Source organism: Candidatus Nanosynbacter lyticus, assembly GCF_030253515.1.
GTDB classification, from domain to species: Bacteria; Patescibacteriota; Saccharimonadia; order Saccharimonadales; family Saccharimonadaceae; genus Nanosynbacter; species Nanosynbacter lyticus_A.
Window position 1 is genome coordinate 39,650 of record NZ_CP124549.1, and the last position, 17,637, is coordinate 57,286.

Consider the following 17,637-nt stretch of genomic DNA (forward strand, 5'->3'; position numbering starts at 1 on the left):
AAAAATAAGATTGTAAAATACGCCACGATAACTTATACATGTCTATTGGCGGTAATGGCATTTTGCCTATTCGCGGGAATACCGAATCTAGACATGAATCCGAGGCAAGTTAACTCACTGTTAGGGATCATTCTTGTGTGGGCAAGTGTGATCGGTATAGCTATAAACCTGCTCACGGTAATTTTTATAAAAAGTCTACGCTCCATTGCCGTAGTGCTGCTCATCGTATGCACATTTGCACTGGCAGAAGGATGTTTTCATTATTTTTGGTTTTCACAGCCATTCGCAGGGGGACGGTGAAGTAGCGCATGGCTAATCATCATATGAAGATTAATAAAACTAAACAAGCTACCGAAGGGGGTGGTTGTGAAAAAGAATAAACAAACGTGTCAAAACGTAATCACTATAATTATAGGGATAATTCCCATCCCTACGCTCGTAATCCATCAGATAATAGCTGAAAAATTCATATTTCCATATTACTCCGAAGCTCATTTCAATTATCTACTTATAGGAATTGGAGCGTTTGTTATTGGGGGATCTATCCTAGTTTGTTGTCGAGGCAGGATAAAATTATGGTGTATTCCTGGGATGCTTGTTGGGGTTATTGCGGTATTAGCTTACATCATAGCTATTGGGCTGAGGGAATTTCAGTTCTAAGCCGGGGTTAACGATACTGAAGTTATCGTAGGCTACTACGCCCTAAAACCAGAAGATTACCTATCGCCAGCACTAAAACCCGGATCAAAAAAGTATAAGCTACGAGGATTAACAAAACTAAATACACTACCGAAGGGGGTTGGTTGTGAAGAATAAGAAGGTTATAAAGCACTCAATCATGCTGTATACTGGTATACTGTCGGTTTTAGGATTGTGCCAGTTTCTCGGCATACCAAACCTTGATACAGCTTCAAGACACGACAGGATGTTGCTGGGAGCGACTATATAGTGGTTGGGTGTGGCCGGGGTTATTATAAATGTGATTATTGCAATAAGGCTTAGAACATTGAGGACCTTGGCTATTGTCCTGCTAATGTTGTGTATCGTGTTTGGCTTGGTCGGTGGTTTTCATTATTATCTAGCAGTTAACTGGAAATGGGGTTAATCCGTGAAGAATAGTCAATAGGTACGTCAAAGCGCCAAGGATACAAACGGGGGTCCATTACCATTTGATGGCTCATTGCTCATAGCAATAGGTTGATTAACTAACGCAGCCGATTTATCATGAGGGGTAGGTTATGAAAGATGATGTAGCGACGACGGACAAGCCATACTTAAGCGATACGATAGTAATCTTGCTAGTGGTCGCACCGATAGCTTTGTGCGTGCTGCTCTTTGTCGTGGCGAGGTGGGATACGTGGTGGATTCGTGAATATCATGTTACTGAGATAGCAGCAATGGCGCTGCCGATGCTATTGTCGGCGGCGGGAGTGTGGATGGTAGTGTGGCTGAGGGGTGTATATAAACTCTGTGCGTTTAGTAGCCTTGCGGTAGCGGCATTGTTCTGGCTGGCGTTTCTTTATAAATTATCGCAATGATTTTTTACGACTTTCGCGGTACTTGGTGCGGCGATTAATAGTCATAAGAATTGTTCCGCAGATGAAAAGTGGCGGCGCGCAGAATAGATATATAAACTCTCCCAGCCCATCAGCCAGAAAGCAGTTACCTATGGAAAATCCGCTACCGCAGCGTCCAGGAATGCCCCACCCGCCGATCGTCATGTCGAGGAGCAGTATCAGTATTGCGAGGTAAAACAGGATGCCTGTTATAACAAGCGGCCATCGATTGCGCAGGTTCTGACAGCGGGCGGTGATTGACCGGTCCGTTATCTCTATCATCAGCAAGGTGATAAGCATGGCCACAATGAACCACATTGAGTCGTGCAGATAGTAATCATAATAATAGTCGGGCGGACCAAATTGGTCAGAGTTGAGCTTGTGTAGGTGGTCATTATGGGCAGTTGCAAGCACAAAAACGAGGATCGTCAGGCCGTAAATAAGCCAACGCACGATGCGGGTGGCAATTGATTTTTTTGATGGAGCATTTTCAGTCATCAATGGTCGCTTTCAAAAAACTGCCGTTTCTTTTCGAGCCACGCGTCTGATTGGCGGACGAGCTTTTGGCGATCGGCGGGGTTTTTGAGGAGTGGCTTGATGGCTTCCTCGAGGTAGATGCCACCCTGGGAACCTTTGAATAGGAAGGTGGTGTCTTTATTGGCTAGGCGAGCGAGGAACTCAGTGGCATCGGTGGCTTTAGTAAACGAAGTGACGGTGCAACCGTTTTGGCGGGCGGCTGGAGCGAGGAATCGCTCGGCCAGGTGGCCAACGGTGATGACGTGGTCAAGCTGTTTTGGGTCACACAGCGCGCCGATGGCAGCGTGTTCGTCGGCTGCGGTCTCGCCCAGCTCGTTCATGTCGCCAAGGACGGCGATTTTGGTTTTGGCGGGTAGCCGGTAAAGCGTCGTCAGGGCGGATTTTACAGCGAGGGGACTGGAATTATACGAATCGTCGATGATGGTTGCACCGTTGATACCGGGCAAGATATTCATGCGGCCGCTGACTGGCGTGAAATTCTCGAGCATGGTCATCACACATTCAATGTCAAGTCCAAGCTCTAACGCCACTGCCGCTGCGCCGCCGGCAACGCGGAGTTGATGCACGCCGACAACAGGAATGATGAATGGACGTGAGGTTTGGTCAGCGTGGATGAGCTGGCACTGAAAGCCCTTGCCGCTAGTAAATTTACCGATAGCCATCTGGTAGTCGGCGCCCGGCTCGGTGCCGTAGGAAATGATTTGGCCGCAATCGGCGAAATCCACGAACTCGGGGCGAATGTCGTCGCGGTTGTAGATCACTTTTTCGCTATATTCAGCGAGGGCAAATTCCTCGCGGGCAACAGTTTCTAATGAGCCGAAAAACTCCATGTGCTCGGGTGCGATGGCGGTGACGATGGTGACGTCAGGGCGAATATAGCGGCCGAACGCGGTCATTTCGCCGGGGTGATCAATGCCAAACTCTTGGACGACAACATCAATGTCATGCTGGCGGCGGGCGGCCTGGCGGGCTCGGCCCAAGACCGACAACCAATTCCATACCGAGCGGGGGTTCTGCGGTGAATCGACACCGAGAATTTCCAGCGGCGCGCTAAACTCGGCGTTGAAGTTGCCGCGGTTGGTGCGGACTTTATAACTGGAGTTTAGGACGCTGACGAGAGTTGATTTGGTAGTGGTTTTGCCGACGCTGCCGACGACGGCAACGAGCTTGATGTGCGGATTATGCAGGAAGAACGCGGTGACAGAGCGGGCGAGAATGCGCGAGATGAGGGTTTTGAAGAGTCTCATGAGTATAGTATAGCATCTTTTGAATATGGGTAGTGAATCAGGAACTTGATTTTTTATCAAGTTTATGCTAATATTCACTACAGTTATGCTTAATCATGAACGGACATCAGCACGAAGGTTAGCACCACCTCGTTGGGGCAGGGTGGATGACATATTATATGCTGTCACAAAAACACCAGAATACCAAAAAACAATCAATGAGGTGAAGTCTCAAAGAGCTGAGCGACAGCCAGCACAAGAGAGTAATACCGAAGAGTGGGGTGCACGACTTATCGAAAGCTTGCCTAGTGTGCTGCGCGGAAAAGCGGTCACTCTTCTGGCTGCACAAGCCGTGTCGGAGTGAGTGGGGCGAACCCATAAATATGAGAGCGACCAAACTCGTCAATTAGCGCTTATGGCAGCGATACCAAATTGGCTGTTAGCGAAGCGACAGCTTGACAAACATGGCAAAACAATGGAACGCCCTGAGAAAAAGAAATTACTTGGTCCAATAATAGCATTTAACCATGCCCTTCGTAAGATAATCGACGCGGAACAATGTTCAGGGATGCAGCAGTTGATTAATTTTGTTAATGACATTGTTTTAATGATGAGTGAGAGCGAGGAGGTCGCTCGGTATGCAGAAAATGCAGCACAAATAACCCTCGTTGGTATGAGACAGGAAATTGCGGCAGAGAGCGTGCTAAGTTCAATGCAGGAAGTGCATGGCATCAGGGGTGCAAACGACGAGGAAGAACTGGACGGTATAGATATTGTCGTGAATTATAACGGTATTGAGGTTGGGATTGATATTAAATCAAGCCAAACTGCCGCTGATAAAGCAAATAGAGTCGCTAGAGAACATAGAGATACTAAGTACATGGCAGTGTGGTCTGGGTTTACCGGTTGTGATTTTGGTAGCAATCTCATTTTGGAGGATTGGCAGCTTAGAAATCAACAAGGCTATTATCGCTCCGTTATGGATGTAGTGATTCAGCAAGTTGGACATAATGTTGCATGATATATCAGAATAGTTTATAATACTAAAGATGCCTATACGTTCATATGATATTATCACCCCTGACGATTTAAACTCGGAAGCATTTCTGAGACAACAATATATAGAAGCGCTCAAGCGTAGCACTGAGATACCTGGCAAGGTAGGCGCGGTTGCACTTCGGTTGGTTGTGACTCCTAATTCTGATGGTAATGAGTTGGCGACACGGCGACACAAACAGAACGGTAGTGCTGAGACAATTATGCTAAATGCAACCATGGTGCTTGATGCAACGGGTTTTGATGAGTCCTCTATTCGAGCGACTGGAAATGTTACGGTTGGGACAGAGAAAGCAGTTTGTGGCCCGGGGAGGCTTGAAAAAGATAAGAATGATCAATTAAAACTGCATGTTAATGAAAAGCTGGCGAATCCGGAGGAACCAGGTGAGGCGGCTATGAAGTTCAATTTCTAGCACTCACGCTTGACGAGTGCTAATTTGGTGCGGTACAATGGGTGTATTGTTAACGAAATGGAGGATGATATGGATACACCTATCAAGCCTCTCGGCGACCGCGTGGTAGCGGTGCGCGAGGAGGCGAAGACGCAGACGGCTAGCGGATTATATTTGCCGGACAACGCCAAGGAGAAGCCAGTGGTGGCTGAAGTCAAAGCGGTTGGCGGTGATGTCAAGAGTGTAAAGGTGGGCGACAAGATTGTATATAAGGAATATTCGACCACGGATTTGAAAATTGACGGCACGGAATATTTGATCGTCCGCGAGGAAGATATTTTAGCAACGGTTGTTTGAGAAAAGGGGAGTTTTTATTATGGCAAAAAAAGTTTTTTACGATGATGATGCGCGCGCTCGCGTGTTGGGCGGTGCCGAGGCACTGTATAACGCAGTCAAGGTAACCTACGGGCCAAAGGGCCGCAATGTGGTGATTGCCAAGGGGTTTGGCGGACCAACCGTGACGCATGACGGTGTAACGGTGGCGGAAGGTATTGAGCTGGGTGAGCAAGACGACGAGACACTGGGTTATAAGGTCGGTGCTGATTTGATCAAACAGGCGGCCAAGAACTTGAACAAGCAGGCTGGCGACGGCACCACGACTGTGACGGTACTGACCTATTCGATTTTGAAGGAGGCTAACCGGTTGATCGCAGCGGGCCACAACCCAATGGAGCTGCGCAAGGGCATCGAGCAGGCCGGTGCGGAAATTGTCAAAGAGCTGAACAAATTAGCTGAGCCAATTGAAGGCAAGTCTGAGCGTGTGGCAGAAGTGGCAACCATTTCGGCGGGCGACGCGGAAATTGGCAAATTGATCGCTGGTGTCATCGAGAAAGTTGGTAAAGACGGCGTGGTAACGGTTGAGGCTGGCCAAGGTTTGGAGCTGGAGGCTGAGGTTGTTGAAGGCTTCAGCCTGGACAAAGGCTGGGTCAGTCCGTTCTTTGTCACCGACACCGGTCGGCAAGAGGCGGTTTATGAAAAGCCAGCGATTTTGATCACCGATAAGAAGATTTCCAGCGTGCAAGAGTTCCTACCAATGCTGGAAAAATTGGCACAAAGTGGGAAAAAGGATGTGGTGCTGATCGCTGATGAAGTTGAAGGTGAGGCGCTGAGTATCTTGGTGCTGAACAAGCTCAAGGGCGTGTTTAACACCGTGGCGGTCAAGGCACCAAGCTTTGGCGACCGCCGCAAGGAGATTTTACGCGATATCGCAGTGTTGACTGGCGCAACGGTGATTTCTGAGGATCATGGTTTGACGTTTGAGAATGCTGGCTTAGAGGTGTTGGGTTCGGCGCGCAAGGTGATTGTCGGTAAAGATGAAACCACCATCGTTGAGGGCGCGGGTAAGCCGTCAGCAGTGAAGGAACAAATCGCTCAGATCAAGGCGCTGTCCGACAATGCTTCCAGCGAGTACGAAAAAGAACAATTCGACAAGCGGGCAGCTGCCTTGAGCGGCAAGGTGGCCGTTATTAAAGTCGGCGGCGCGACCGAGACAGAAATTGACGAAAAGAAGTTCCGGGTGGACGACGCAGTGGCAGCGACCAAGGCAGCCTTGGCTGAAGGAATTGTCGCCGGTGGTGGCGTCACGCTGGTGAATTTGGCTGGCGGCTTGAAAGTGAGCGGTGCAGATAGCATCGCGGCTGGCCGGCAGATTCTAAAGGATGCCCTGAAGCAGCCGTTCCTACAGATTATGCGTAACGCTGGCTTGAATGCCGACGCGCTGCTAGCGCAAGTCGAGGCGGGCAAGGCTGGCTTTGGCGTTAATGTCATGGATCCGGAAGCAGGCCTGGTGGACGTCAAAAAAGCTGGCGTCATCGACCCAGCGCGCGTCACTAAGGAAGCAGTGCAGAACGCGGTATCTATCGCCTCAACCGCAGCAACCATGGGCGCACTGGTCGTCGACGTACCAGAGCCAGAAGCTCCAGCTGTGCCTGGTGGCATGCCAGGTATGGGGATGATGTAAGACTCTTGCTTCTACCAGTAAAATGTCCCGTATGAAGCGGGACATTTTATATTGCTCGTGAAGTGAATTACCGACCTTGGGCCTGCGCTCTGTTTATGTTTGAGTCTGCAGTCTCAGCTCTGCGACAAGAAATCAATTTCCTTGATAATATCGAGCAGCGCCTGGGCTTTGCGGGTCTCGTCGGGGATGGCGACGGCCGCTTCGTGTGCTGGGGCGATTAGCGAGGTGTCGTCAGTTGAGCGCAGCAATAGGAGGTAGGTGTCGAACTTTTCCTCGGGCGAGACGTTGAGCTTGTTGACCAGTGGTCGAAGTTCATTTAGAGCATTTTGCTTGATATCATCAAGTGACATATCGGTCGGCGTGGTATATGGCCGACTAGTGTTATCGGTAGTTGGCCGTGGTGCTGGTGCGGCCGACCCGGGTGCGACGCCGGTCTGTGGCTTGGTCGGGCGACTGGTCGTGTCGGCGTCCTGGGCGCCGGTTTCTTCAAATCGTAGATTGTCATCATTGCCACCAGAGACGCCCGCTAGCACGTTGGCTAGATCTCGATCGCTGTTGACTTGTCCGCTGTCTTGAATTGTCATACCCCACCTCTTTTCACATTACGGTTACGCTTGCTTCCTATGTTATACTGTAACACAGGAAAAGGAGGAATTTCAAGATGCTTGACGATAAAAATCTTTTAGCGCAGCGCGATCCGGGCAGTACACGAACGAGTGCGGTGGCGGTAACGATGCAGACGGACTTTGCGGCTGAAGTGGAGTCACCGGCGACCCCTAGTGAGGTGGCTAATGTGGTGCTGGCGGGTATGGGCGGTTCGGCGCTGGCGGCAGATATGGTCAAGGTGCTGACGGCGGATCGGATTATGGTGCCGCTTGAGGTAGTGAAAGGCTACCAGTTGCCGAATTTTGTGAACGAAAAAACACTAGTTATTGCTATCAGCCACTCGGGCAACACCGAGGAGACGATGAGCTGTTACCAGCAGGCTCGTGAGCATGGCTGCCAGTTGGCGGTGATGGCGACGGGCGGGAAATTGTTTATGGCGGCCGAGGCCGATAATCTGCCGCGGGTGCGCGTCCCGTCGGGCGGCCAGCCGCGGATGTCAACGATTTATCATTTGCGTGGGCTGCTGAAGCTGCTCAGTCAGTTTGAGGTGATTGACGATAGTCTGTACCACGCGGTCGCAACCAGTGGTGTGTGGCTGAAAGATCAGCTGAGCCAGTGGGCCGAGGATGTACCGACGGCGGATAATTATGCCAAGCAACTGGCGCTTAAGCTCGTTGGTTCGACCCAGGTGTTTTATGCGGGCGAGCTGACATGGCCGCTGGCGTATAAGTGGAAGATTAGCTTTAACGAGTCAGCGAAAAACGTGGCGTTTTGGAATCAATATCCGGAGTTCAGCCACAATGAATTCATCGGCTGGTCATCACATCCGGTCGATAAACCATATAAGGTCGTGGATTTTCGGAGCAGCCTTGAGCGTCCGCGAATTCGGGAGCGGATGGAGCTGACCGATCGGTTGCTGTCGGGTATGCGCCCGAAGGCCGAAGTAGTCGAGCTACAGGGCAAGACGCTGCTCGAGCAGCTGCTGTGGGGGCTGGCGCTGGGCGAGATTGTCAGTATCTATGCGGGCATTCTCAACGGTGTTAATCCAGAGCCAGTGGCGCTGGTGGAGCAGCTAAAGAGAGAATTGTCGTAGGCTCATTTGAGCCGGAGAATAAAAAGCGGCGCCCGGGGAGTGGGGCGTCGCTTTTATTTTAGAGCCCATTGAAGGTCGTGGCGGATTTGTGTGAATCAGTGGCGCAAGCTCTCGATCGGGTCTTTGCCGGCAGCGCGGCTGGCTGGATAGATGCCAAAGAGCATACCGATGATCAGCGCTCCGCCGATGGTCAGGGCGGCTGCTTGCCACTCGAGAACCGGGGTGAATGGTAGGTACATGCCGAGGAGGAACGACGCGCCGAGGCCGATAACGTAGCCAAGAATACCGCCAAATAGGCCGATGATGGCTGATTCGATGAGGAATTGGGCGACGATGGTGCGGTTGGTGGCGCCAACGGCTTTGCGGATACCGACTTCGCGCTGGCGTTCGGCGACCGAAACCAGCATGATGTTAGTGATGCCGATGCCGCCGACCAGTAGCGAGATGCCGGCGATAACCGCCATGGCTGTTGAGAGCGCGTTCACTAGGTGTGAATTTGGTGCGGTGATGGCTTGGCCGACCAAGGTGTGGTAGTCGGTATCGCCCTGATGCTGCTGGGCAAGAACTTTTTTGGCTGCATCAATTTTGGCTTGCAACGCCGTACCGTTGTCGGCAGTGATGAGGATTTGCTGGATTTGGGCGGTGTTTTGGGTGAACTTTTTGCTGACGGCCAGCGGCAGGATGATAGAGCGATTAAAATCAACACCGAGGTAACTAGGCGCAGTTTCCGGCTCGTCGAGGACGCCGACCACCGTGAGCGTCTCGCCGCGGAGCTTGAGGACGCTGCCGAGGGATTTTTCGGTGCCGAATAGGTCAATTGACAGCTGTTTACCGATCACGACGCCGTTGGCCTCGTCGATGAATTGTCCTTCGCGCAACTTGAGGCTGGCGAGTTTGGCCAGTTCGCCCGAGCTGCCGATAACGGTGGTGCGCTCTAGCTTCGTCTTGCCGTCCGGTGTTGATATATTCGTGCGAAACGTTGCCAGTGGTGCGGCGCTGTTGTCGGTCGCCTTGGCAATTTCTCGGGCGTCCTGTTCGGTCAGTGTGTTCACCATCTGGGCGGCGTGTCCGGAGCTGAGTGACAGCAATGAATCCGGCCGCGCCTCGCTGCCAGACCGGATTAGTGCGGTGGTGTCAGAGATCTTGGCGGATTGATCACCAAATAGGCGGCTCGTGCCGGTCAGCAGCGACAAGATAATAGTAATGCTGGCGATGCCGACCATGATGCCAAAAATCGATAGGTAGGTGCGGACTTTATTTGACTTGAGCGATTCAGTCGCGTTCTCGAAGTGATTATTGAGGAGCATTTTCATGACTTTTTCGTAGCTTTCCGTTCTTTTTTGACTGGTTTCTTGGTTGATTTGGCGGCATCGGTTTTTGCGTCGTCGGCTTTATCGGACTTAGGGGCGGGTTTCTTTTCGGTCGACGGAGCAGCGGTTTTTGCGGCGTCAGAATCTATTGATTTTTTACTATGATCGCTGTCAGCTTTAACAGTCTTTGTGGTTGCTTTGGCTGAAGCAGCGCCAAGCGGCCGCTTTGGTGGGAGATCATCCGGCGATTTCACTGGATCAGCTGGCTTGTTGGGAGTAGCAGATGGGGCTGCCTTCTCGGTCGTTGGTTTTTCAGGAGTGGTTTTGGTTGGCTCGGCTTTCTCTACTTTCTCGCCCTTTTCCTCTGACTCGTCTTTTGTGTCTTTGGCGGCTACTGTGTGCGTCGGCGTTGAACTCACCGGAGTTGCTGGTTGGTCATCGCCGCCCAGCTTTTGCTTAAAGATCTTCTTGATGTGGTGCGTATCGGTATCAATGCGCCCATCGAGCATAGAAATCACCCGGCTGGCATAGGACAGCAGCTCTGGATTGTGCGTCACCATGATAATCGTATTGCCTCGGCGGTGAATGTCGGACAGCTCCTCCATGATGATGTGGCTGGACTTGGAATCGAGGTTGCCGGTCGGCTCGTCGGCCAGGATGATTGATGGGCTGTTGACCAGTGCTCGGGCGATTGCCACGCGCTGAACCTGACCGCCAGATAGCTGATGCGGCAGATAATACTCGCGCTCGCCCAGATGGAAGTTGCGCAAGATTCGGCTGGCTTCCTGGAGGCGCTTGGTCTTGCTGATGCCTTTATAGGTGAGCGGCAGGGCAACATTATCGATCACCGTCAGGCGTGGGATGAGATTGAAATGTTGAAAAATAAAGCCAATATCGCGCGAACGAATCGTGGCGTGATGGGTTGCCGTCAGATCCTCGACTGGTTTATTGTCAAGGTAATACTCGCCCTCTGACGGGTGGTCGAGCAGCCCGAGGATGTTAAGCAGGGTCGTCTTGCCGCAGCCGGACGGGCCGACGATGGCGATAAATTCACCCTTTTTGACCTCGAGATTGACATTGTCCAGCGCCACCTGCTCGGCGTCACCAAAGCCAAATCGTTTGGTTACATTAGTAAGTTTAATTCGCGTTGAAGGATCGTTCATCATTGCCTTTATTATAGACAAAAAGCCGCTCCGGTTGCAACCGCTAGCGGACTTTCTGTTATAATATGCATCACGGAAGGATGCAGGAGTGGTTGAACTGGCACGCCTGGAAAGTGTGTAGGCTCTTCACGGGGCCTCCGGGGTTCGAATCCCCGTCCTTCCGCCAAGAGATATTTGAGAGGGCATTATGGAAATATACGAACATCATACAGAAAAGCGTATAGAAACAAGAGAACATTATACGTACTTAATCAATATTTTGATAGGCGCATATAATGCTGGTAAGCTACCAGAGATAAAAGATATTATTATCGAACCTGAATATGGGTATGTGGCGTCAATTAAGTATAATTCTGGAGAACACAGAGTTTTATATGGACATGATCCTGGGTTTAATTCAGGAAGCGCAGAGTAATTAGCTAATGATAAGGGGTATACAAAGTTTTTGCTTAGAGAAAATGGCATAGATTGTGCAAGAGGTTCTGAATTTCTTTTACCTTGGTGGGCGGATATGCTGCGTCAATCAGACCGTCAGCAGTTTAATCACTCTATGCGTGACACAAAAGAAGCCCTTGGCTATATTGATGAATCTTTAGGATTTCCTGTCTATATTAAACCTAGCAGAGGTTCTCAAGGAGTTGGTGTAGCTAGAGTTGAAACCGCTGAAGAACTTGATAAGCTTCTTAACCAGTGTAACGAGGAGCGCGTTAAAGTAGCTGTCATTGAAGAAGAATTAAAAATGCCTGACTATCGCATATTGGTTTTTGATGATGAGGTAGTTAATGCCTATGAGAGACGACCTTTTTCTGTTAAGGGTGATGGAGTAAGTAATTTAGAACAGCTAATTGATTTGAAACATAAGACCTTGGTAGATTCTGGTAGAGATATACATTTTGAAAGGCAGCTACCTATAATTATGAATAAATTGGGGAAAATGGGTCTGTCTATGACCGATATTATACCGAAAGGCACAGATGTTCGTTTGATGGATATATCAAATTTATCAGCAGGAGGAACGCCAGTTGATGTCGGTGAAGTTATGCATCAACGGTGGCGAGATCTAGCTGTCAGGGTGGCAAGAATCTTTGATTTACGAATATGTGGGGTTGATTTGGCGTGTAAGGATATTACGCAATCAGATAGCGAATACGGCGTAATAGAGGTAAACGCAACGCCTGGTGCCAAACAATTTATGGCAAGCGGCGTGGCTCAGCAGGAAAAGCTAGAAGATATTTTTGTTAAATTCTTCCGAACATTATAATGATCTACCTTGCCGCAAATTCACTCACCAAATAAAACGACCCGGTAACAACGACGTACGTATCGAGTTGCCGGGCCTTCTTGATAGCTTTCGCGAGAGCCTTGTCTGTATTATGTTCAATCTCGACTGCAGATTTCATGACATGGCGGATAATTTCCGGCGGCATGTTGCGGTGATTTTTGCCGTAATTGGTGCTAAATGTGGTGGCGTAGGTTAGTTGCGCCAGGTTGTCAATTATAGCAAGCGATTCTGCTATTGATGACTGCTTATTTTGCCCGAATGCTACTACGAAGATAGGCTTTTTATCCGGATATAATTTCCGCAATGAATCAATCAAAGCGCGGATTTTCTGGGGATTATGCGCAACATCAAATATGATGTTAACTCCATCAACATTGCGCTTCTCTAACCGTCCAGGAATAGTGATATGCACGGATTTTTCCAGAACTTCTTTTGGCAGGGACGGCTTTTTATTCAGTGCCAGCTGCTTTTCGACGGCGCGGTACGCCAATGTCCAATTCCGCTGCTGAAAATCCGGCAGTATTTTCAGGAATTCGCTAGTCACTGGTGAAGTAATCGAGAATTGTGTATGCTGCTCCTCTGCACGTTGTCGAACAACCATTTCAATCTCAGAAGCTTGCCGGTTCATAACGACTGAATCGCTTTGATGGATAATGCCAGCTTTTTCTTGGGCGATTTCTGTCAGAGTATTGCCTAATAATTCCGTATGGTCTAGTCCGATATCAGTGATGACGCGTACCGTTGGCGAACGGAAAATCACGTTGGTTGTATCTAGCCGACCGCCAATCCCAACCTCAATTATGATATAATCAACTCTCATTTCCTTAAATAGCCAAAAACTAAAAATCGTCAAAAATTCAAAATACGATAGATGCAGGTTGTGTACTATATAAAGATTGGCAAACGCTTGAAAATAATGCAAATATTCTTGTTCAGGCAGTGGCTGTCCGTTGATTAGCGAGCGCTCGGCGACGCTGGCAATATGCGGCGACACTAACATGCCGGTAGTATAGCCAGCCCGGTTCAGTAAACTGGTAGCATAATAAGCAGTCGAACCCTTGCCGGAGGTGCCGGCGATGTGGATGGCGGGAATTTGATTTTGCGGACTGCCAAGGGTTTCCAAAATATGCGCTACATATGCCAGCCGATCATGCTTTTTGGGCGGATGAGCAATTAGCTCGTCCAAAAAATAAGTGGCGTCGCGCATTGAGGCAAATTTCATACCGTATCTGATTATAGCAAAAATAGGTTGTAAAATTTACCAAATGTCTTGAAAAACACTATATGTAGCGGCTATAGTTAGTGTTGTACGCTATATATGTAGCGAACCCATAAATAAATAAAAAGGCAAATTATCCAAATGAGCCACCAGATGGGGTACTGGCGGCTGATTTTTAGCAGGGCAAATTAAGGAGGGTACATGCAACAAATCAACGTCATCAAACGCGACGGGACAAAAGAGCCGTTTGATGCCAATAAAATTAACGCGGCGATTTTGAAGGCTTGCGACGGGCTGCCAGATCAGGTTTCTAAGGTGGTGCAGGTGGCAACCGAGCTGCAGCTGACACTATTTGACGGGATTACCACCGAGCAGCTCGATCAGGCCGTCATCCAGACGACACTACAGAATGTCAAGGATGATCCAGATTATGATAAAATCGCAGCCCGCTTGCTGCTAAAGACTATTTATAAGAGCATTTTGGGCGATTACGAGACGGCCGATGAATTAAAGAAATTGCACGCTCGGGAGTTTCCGAAATTTGTTAAAGCGGCGGTCAAAGATGGCTTACTTGATAAGCGGATGAGCGACGGGCGATTTGATTTGAAAAAATTGGGCGAAGCATTACAGCCAGAACGTGATGACCTCAGTAAATATCTCGGTGTGATGACGAATAAAAACCGCTATGCCTTGCGTAAACAAAGCGGCGACTCGCTGGAAACACCGCAATTTACTCATATGCGCATCGCCATGGGGCTTAGCTATAATGAGCCAGATCCAACTGCAGCAGCGATTGAGTTTTATGAACATATGAGTAAGTTGGAATATCTGCCAGGCGGCTCGACACGAGTCAATGCTGGCGGCTCCTTCCCGCAACTCAGCAATTGTTTTTTGTTAAATGTTGATGACGATATGGAATCAATTGCTAAGAGTGTGCGTGATACGATGTTTATCGCCAAGGGTACTGGCGGCATCGGCATCGGTTTTACTAAGTTGCGGGCAGCTGGTAGCCCAGTTAAAACCACTAATACTGAATCAACTGGCCCAATTCCTTTCATGAAGATGATTGACACGGCGTTATTTGCGGTCTCACGTAAGGGTAAAAAGGCGGGTGCGGCGGCCATTTATATGGAGAACTGGCACCTTAATTTTGGGCAGTTTATTGATCTGCGTTCTAACTCTGGCGACCCGTATATGCGCACGCGTTTTGCCAACACCGCGGTATTTATCTCTGATGAATTTATGAAGCGGGTGCAAAAAGATCAGGATTGGTATCTGTTTGACCCAGCGGAAACGCCAGATTTGCCAGAGTTGTACGGTGAGGAGTTTTCGGCGCGTTACAAGGAATATATTAAGCTAGCCGAAGCTGGTAAATTGCGGGTCTTTGAAAAGATGTCAGCCCGCCAGCAATTTAAGCAGATTTTGACTAGCCTGCAGGCTACTAGCCATCCGTGGTTAACCTGGAAAGATACCATTAATGTGCGGGCGCTGAATAATAACACTGGTACAATTCATCTGAGCAATCTGTGTACGGAAATTACCTTACCTCAAGACAAGGATAATATCGCCACCTGTAACTTGGTTAGTATCAATCTGTCGGCGTTTTTGCGTGAGGATAAGACGTGGGACTGGGACCGTTTACAAGAGGCTTCACGGGCAGCGATTCGGCAATTGGATAATCTGATTGACATTACTGAGACGCCAGTTAAAGAGGCAATGCACGCCAACCAGCAGACGCGAGCTGTCGGCCTGGGCATGATGGGTTTTTCGGACGTATTGGAAAAACTTGGCTATTGTTATGAGTCGAATGAAGCCTATGAGTTGATCGACCAATTGACGGAGTTTATCAGTTATCACGCCATCGACCAGTCGGCGGATTTGGCGACCAAGTTAGGTAGTTATCCGACATATAACGGTAGCGGCTGGAGTAAGGGTGTTTTGCCGATTGATACGGTGGCGGAATTGTCGAATAATCGCAAGGTTAAGGTGAAAATTGATAACAAAACCCGTCTAGATTGGGATAAACTACGTAAGAAAGTTAAAAAAGGCATGCGTAACGCCACATTGATGGCCATTGCACCGACCGCTAACATCGGTCATGTGGCAGGGACGACCCCTGGAATTGATCCGCAATTTGCCCAGATTTTTAGCCGTTCGACGCTGAACGGTAAGTTTTTGGAGGTGAATAATAACCTGGTGCGCGACCTTAAGGCGCTGAACTTGTGGGATGACATAAAAGAGGAAGTGTTCGCTAATCAGGGCGACATTCAGCACATCGACGTCATTCCGCAAAAACTGCGTGACGTCTACAAGACTAGCTTCCAGCTCAGCCCGTATGCTTTTATCGAGGTGGCGGCGCGGGCGCAAAAGTGGGTGGATCAGGCGATTAGCCGCAATATGTACCTGGCAACTCGTGATATTGATGAGTATGTGGAAATTTATTCTGAAGCCTGGCGGCGTGGTTTGAAAACGACTTACTACTTGCACGTTAAGCCACGTCATCAGTCAGAGCAGACCACAGTGTCGGTGGAAAAATTAGCAGAACAGAAGATTCGAACTGGCGCTAAAACACGCGGGTTTGGATTTGCCAAGGTTAATAAATAAAATAAAGGAGGAACGATATGGAATATCAAAATCAACAGGATACGTTGCCGGGAATTGATCTGTTGGCGAAGGAGGCGGCGCAACGAGCTATTGGGCAGGAAGCGCTGTTTGCTATCATCATAGAAGGGGACAATTAAATGGGTATTTTAGGTTCAGGACTACGCGACGGTTTATCACTGCACCCAATTCGCTACCCATGGGCGTATGACTTATACAACCAAGCGGTGGCTAACACCTGGTTTCCTAACGAGGTGCAGCTAGTCCAGGATTTGGCGGACTTTGAAAAACTCAGCGATGAGGAAAAGCACGCGCTCAAAACGGTGATTAGCTACCTCAACCCGAACGAGCTATTGATCAACAAGTCGCTGGCCTTTGGTATTTATCCATACGTCAACGCCGCTGAAGCGCAGCTCTATCTGTCAAAACAGATGTGGGAAGAAGCCAACCACTTCATGACCTTTGAATATATCATTGAGACCTTTCCATTTGATCGCGAGGAGATTTATGCGGCGGGCTTTGGCAAGAAATCGCTGGCCGACAAGGCAGATTTCCAGAACAAGCACCTCGATGTCATGCTTGATCCAAACCTCGATATCTACACGCTGGAGGGTAAAAAGGATTTTGTCCGCTCACTTGTGGCATATAACATCGTGCTGGAGGGTATTTGGTTCTACTCGGGCTTTATGGTCGGCATGAGTTTCCGTCAGCGCAACTTGCTGCGTAATGTCGGCACGCTGCTGGACTGGATCACCAAGGATGAGAATCTGCACTTGACCTTTGGTATCAATTTACTGCTGACTATTTTGGACGAAAACCCAGAACTGCAAACCCAGGAATTTGCCGAGGAAATCCGCAACCTCATCCTGCAGGCGGTGGAGCTGGAGAAAGAGTACAACAAGGATATGTTGCCAAAGGGAATCCTCGGCCTGAACGCTGATTATGTCAATCAATACGTCATGCACATGACTGACCGCCGCTTGGTCGAGCTTGGTTTTGAGCCTGAGTACAACGTGGCCAACCCGGCCAAATGGATGGCTACGGCAAATGACACCCTGGAATTGGTCAATTTCTTTGAAAGCACTAACACTAGCTATGAGGTGAATACCACAAAATAACTACTATGGACAAAATTACAACAGATATTTTAGACACCGTGGAAGTTGGTGCTTTGGCTACCGTCAATCGCGACAGAACACCATTAGTGACGCCGCTCCACTTTGTGCGTTATAAAAATGACAACATTATTTGGATTTCTGACCGGCAATCCCGTCACGCTGTTAATGCGTACCGCAGCGGTGTTGTCGAATTTGTGGTTTGGAATGACCAAAAGAGTGCTGTCTTTTTGACAACAAAGGTGCGAGAGCTACCAGAGGAAGAAGAGGCGGCGGCTTTGGGGGTCTATGCCAATAAGCTGGGCGACTTTATGCCGCGCGTGGAAAATAGGCAAATTTACATCATGCCAATTGGCAATCTTGATGAAAAAACCACAACGGAAAATTGGCTGCATTTTATTGCGTAAGCGCTATCACTGGCGTACAATAGCCATAAGGCTATACTAAATATAGGGGAAAAT

At 49.1% G+C, this 17,637-nt stretch carries 17 protein-coding genes and 1 tRNA gene; 12 read left to right on the forward strand and 6 right to left on the reverse strand.

The window, feature by feature from the left end; genetic code table 11:
• Positions 1 to 1,238 precede the first annotated feature (1,238 nt).
• Complete coding sequence (locus NLML1_RS00200; RefSeq protein ID WP_285441595.1) at positions 1,239 to 1,538, forward strand: hypothetical protein; 300 nt, start codon at positions 1,239 to 1,241, stop codon at positions 1,536 to 1,538.
• On the opposite strand, the gene NLML1_RS00205 is transcribed toward NLML1_RS00200, so the two are convergent.
• Entirely contained in the window at positions 1,527 to 2,054 is a 528-nt protein-coding gene (locus tag NLML1_RS00205; RefSeq protein WP_285441596.1) for a hypothetical protein, read from the reverse strand. The two genes, NLML1_RS00200 and NLML1_RS00205, sit on opposite strands and share 12 nt — an antisense overlap.
• Positions 2,054 to 3,340 (reverse strand): UDP-N-acetylmuramoyl-tripeptide--D-alanyl-D-alanine ligase, encoded by a 1,287-nt coding sequence (locus NLML1_RS00210; RefSeq protein WP_285441597.1) that lies wholly within the window; start codon positions 3,338 to 3,340, stop codon positions 2,054 to 2,056. The genes NLML1_RS00205 and NLML1_RS00210 overlap by 1 nt, the downstream gene beginning before the upstream one ends.
• A 394-nt stretch (positions 3,341 to 3,734) precedes the next feature.
• Between NLML1_RS00210 and NLML1_RS00215 the strand changes: the two genes are divergently transcribed.
• The 4 genes from NLML1_RS00215 to groL all read left to right on the forward strand — a co-directional run bounded on the left by NLML1_RS00215 (position 3,735) and on the right by groL (position 6,787).
• Positions 3,735 to 4,340: an MjaI family restriction endonuclease gene (locus NLML1_RS00215; protein ID WP_285441598.1), complete on the forward strand. Its 606-nt coding sequence runs from the start codon at positions 3,735 to 3,737 to the stop codon at positions 4,338 to 4,340.
• Positions 4,341 to 4,368: 28 nt separating this feature from the next.
• Positions 4,369 to 4,788 carry a hypothetical protein gene (locus tag NLML1_RS00220; protein WP_162322972.1) on the forward strand — a complete coding sequence of 140 codons (420 nt, stop codon included), beginning with the start codon at positions 4,369 to 4,371 and terminating at the stop codon, positions 4,786 to 4,788.
• A 69-nt stretch (positions 4,789 to 4,857) separates the two neighbouring features.
• Entirely contained in the window at positions 4,858 to 5,124 is a 267-nt protein-coding gene (locus NLML1_RS00225; RefSeq protein WP_162322973.1) for a co-chaperone GroES, read from the forward strand.
• 19 nt (positions 5,125 to 5,143) lie between these two features.
• Positions 5,144 to 6,787, forward strand: coding sequence for a chaperonin GroEL (groL, locus tag NLML1_RS00230; protein WP_285441599.1), 1,644 nt, complete (start codon positions 5,144 to 5,146; stop codon positions 6,785 to 6,787).
• Positions 6,788 to 6,900: 113 nt separating this feature from the next.
• Here the strand turns inward: groL and NLML1_RS00235 are convergent, their stop codons facing one another.
• Positions 6,901 to 7,371, reverse strand: coding sequence for a hypothetical protein (locus NLML1_RS00235; protein ID WP_285441600.1), 471 nt, complete (start codon positions 7,369 to 7,371; stop codon positions 6,901 to 6,903).
• A 77-nt stretch (positions 7,372 to 7,448) separates the two neighbouring features.
• On the opposite strand from NLML1_RS00235, the gene NLML1_RS00240 reads away from it, so the two are divergent.
• Positions 7,449 to 8,486: a bifunctional phosphoglucose/phosphomannose isomerase gene (locus tag NLML1_RS00240; RefSeq protein ID WP_285441601.1), complete on the forward strand. Its 1,038-nt coding sequence runs from the start codon at positions 7,449 to 7,451 to the stop codon at positions 8,484 to 8,486.
• Between the two features lie 95 nt (positions 8,487 to 8,581).
• On the opposite strand, the gene NLML1_RS00245 is transcribed toward NLML1_RS00240, so the two are convergent.
• The gene (locus NLML1_RS00245) at positions 8,582 to 9,799 is read right to left on the reverse strand and encodes an ABC transporter permease (protein ID WP_285441602.1); all 1,218 of its coding nucleotides are present in this window, start codon (positions 9,797 to 9,799) and stop codon (positions 8,582 to 8,584) included.
• Positions 9,796 to 10,962: an ABC transporter ATP-binding protein gene (locus NLML1_RS00250; protein ID WP_285441603.1), complete on the reverse strand. Its 1,167-nt coding sequence runs from the start codon at positions 10,960 to 10,962 to the stop codon at positions 9,796 to 9,798. The genes NLML1_RS00245 and NLML1_RS00250 overlap by 4 nt, the downstream gene beginning before the upstream one ends.
• 71 nt (positions 10,963 to 11,033) lie before the next feature.
• On the opposite strand from NLML1_RS00250, the gene NLML1_RS00255 reads away from it, so the two are divergent.
• The 3 genes from NLML1_RS00255 to NLML1_RS00265 all read left to right on the forward strand — a co-directional run bounded on the left by NLML1_RS00255 (position 11,034) and on the right by NLML1_RS00265 (position 12,220).
• Positions 11,034 to 11,125, forward strand: a tRNA-Ser gene (locus NLML1_RS00255).
• Between the two features lie 21 nt (positions 11,126 to 11,146).
• Positions 11,147 to 11,374, forward strand: a complete 228-nt coding sequence (locus NLML1_RS00260; protein ID WP_285441604.1) for a hypothetical protein — start codon at positions 11,147 to 11,149, stop codon at positions 11,372 to 11,374.
• 30 nt (positions 11,375 to 11,404) lie between these two features.
• Positions 11,405 to 12,220, forward strand: coding sequence for a hypothetical protein (locus NLML1_RS00265; protein WP_285441605.1), 816 nt, complete (start codon positions 11,405 to 11,407; stop codon positions 12,218 to 12,220).
• Positions 12,221 to 12,224: 4 nt separating this feature from the next.
• Here the strand turns inward: NLML1_RS00265 and NLML1_RS00270 are convergent, their stop codons facing one another.
• Positions 12,225 to 13,463, reverse strand: a complete 1,239-nt coding sequence (locus tag NLML1_RS00270) for a bifunctional folylpolyglutamate synthase/dihydrofolate synthase (RefSeq protein ID WP_285441606.1) — start codon at positions 13,461 to 13,463, stop codon at positions 12,225 to 12,227.
• A gap of 198 nt (positions 13,464 to 13,661) precedes the next feature.
• Between NLML1_RS00270 and NLML1_RS00275 the strand changes: the two genes are divergently transcribed.
• The 3 genes from NLML1_RS00275 (at position 13,662) to NLML1_RS00285 (ending at position 17,583) form a co-directional block, all read left to right on the forward strand.
• Complete coding sequence (locus tag NLML1_RS00275; RefSeq protein WP_285441607.1) at positions 13,662 to 16,064, forward strand: ribonucleoside-diphosphate reductase subunit alpha; 2,403 nt, start codon at positions 13,662 to 13,664, stop codon at positions 16,062 to 16,064.
• Positions 16,065 to 16,201: 137 nt separating this feature from the next.
• Positions 16,202 to 17,179, forward strand: a complete 978-nt coding sequence (locus NLML1_RS00280; protein WP_162453920.1) for a ribonucleotide-diphosphate reductase subunit beta — start codon at positions 16,202 to 16,204, stop codon at positions 17,177 to 17,179.
• A 5-nt stretch (positions 17,180 to 17,184) separates the two neighbouring features.
• Complete coding sequence (locus NLML1_RS00285) at positions 17,185 to 17,583, forward strand: pyridoxamine 5'-phosphate oxidase family protein (RefSeq protein WP_285441608.1); 399 nt, start codon at positions 17,185 to 17,187, stop codon at positions 17,581 to 17,583.
• The last annotated feature ends 54 nt before the right edge of the window (positions 17,584 to 17,637 follow it).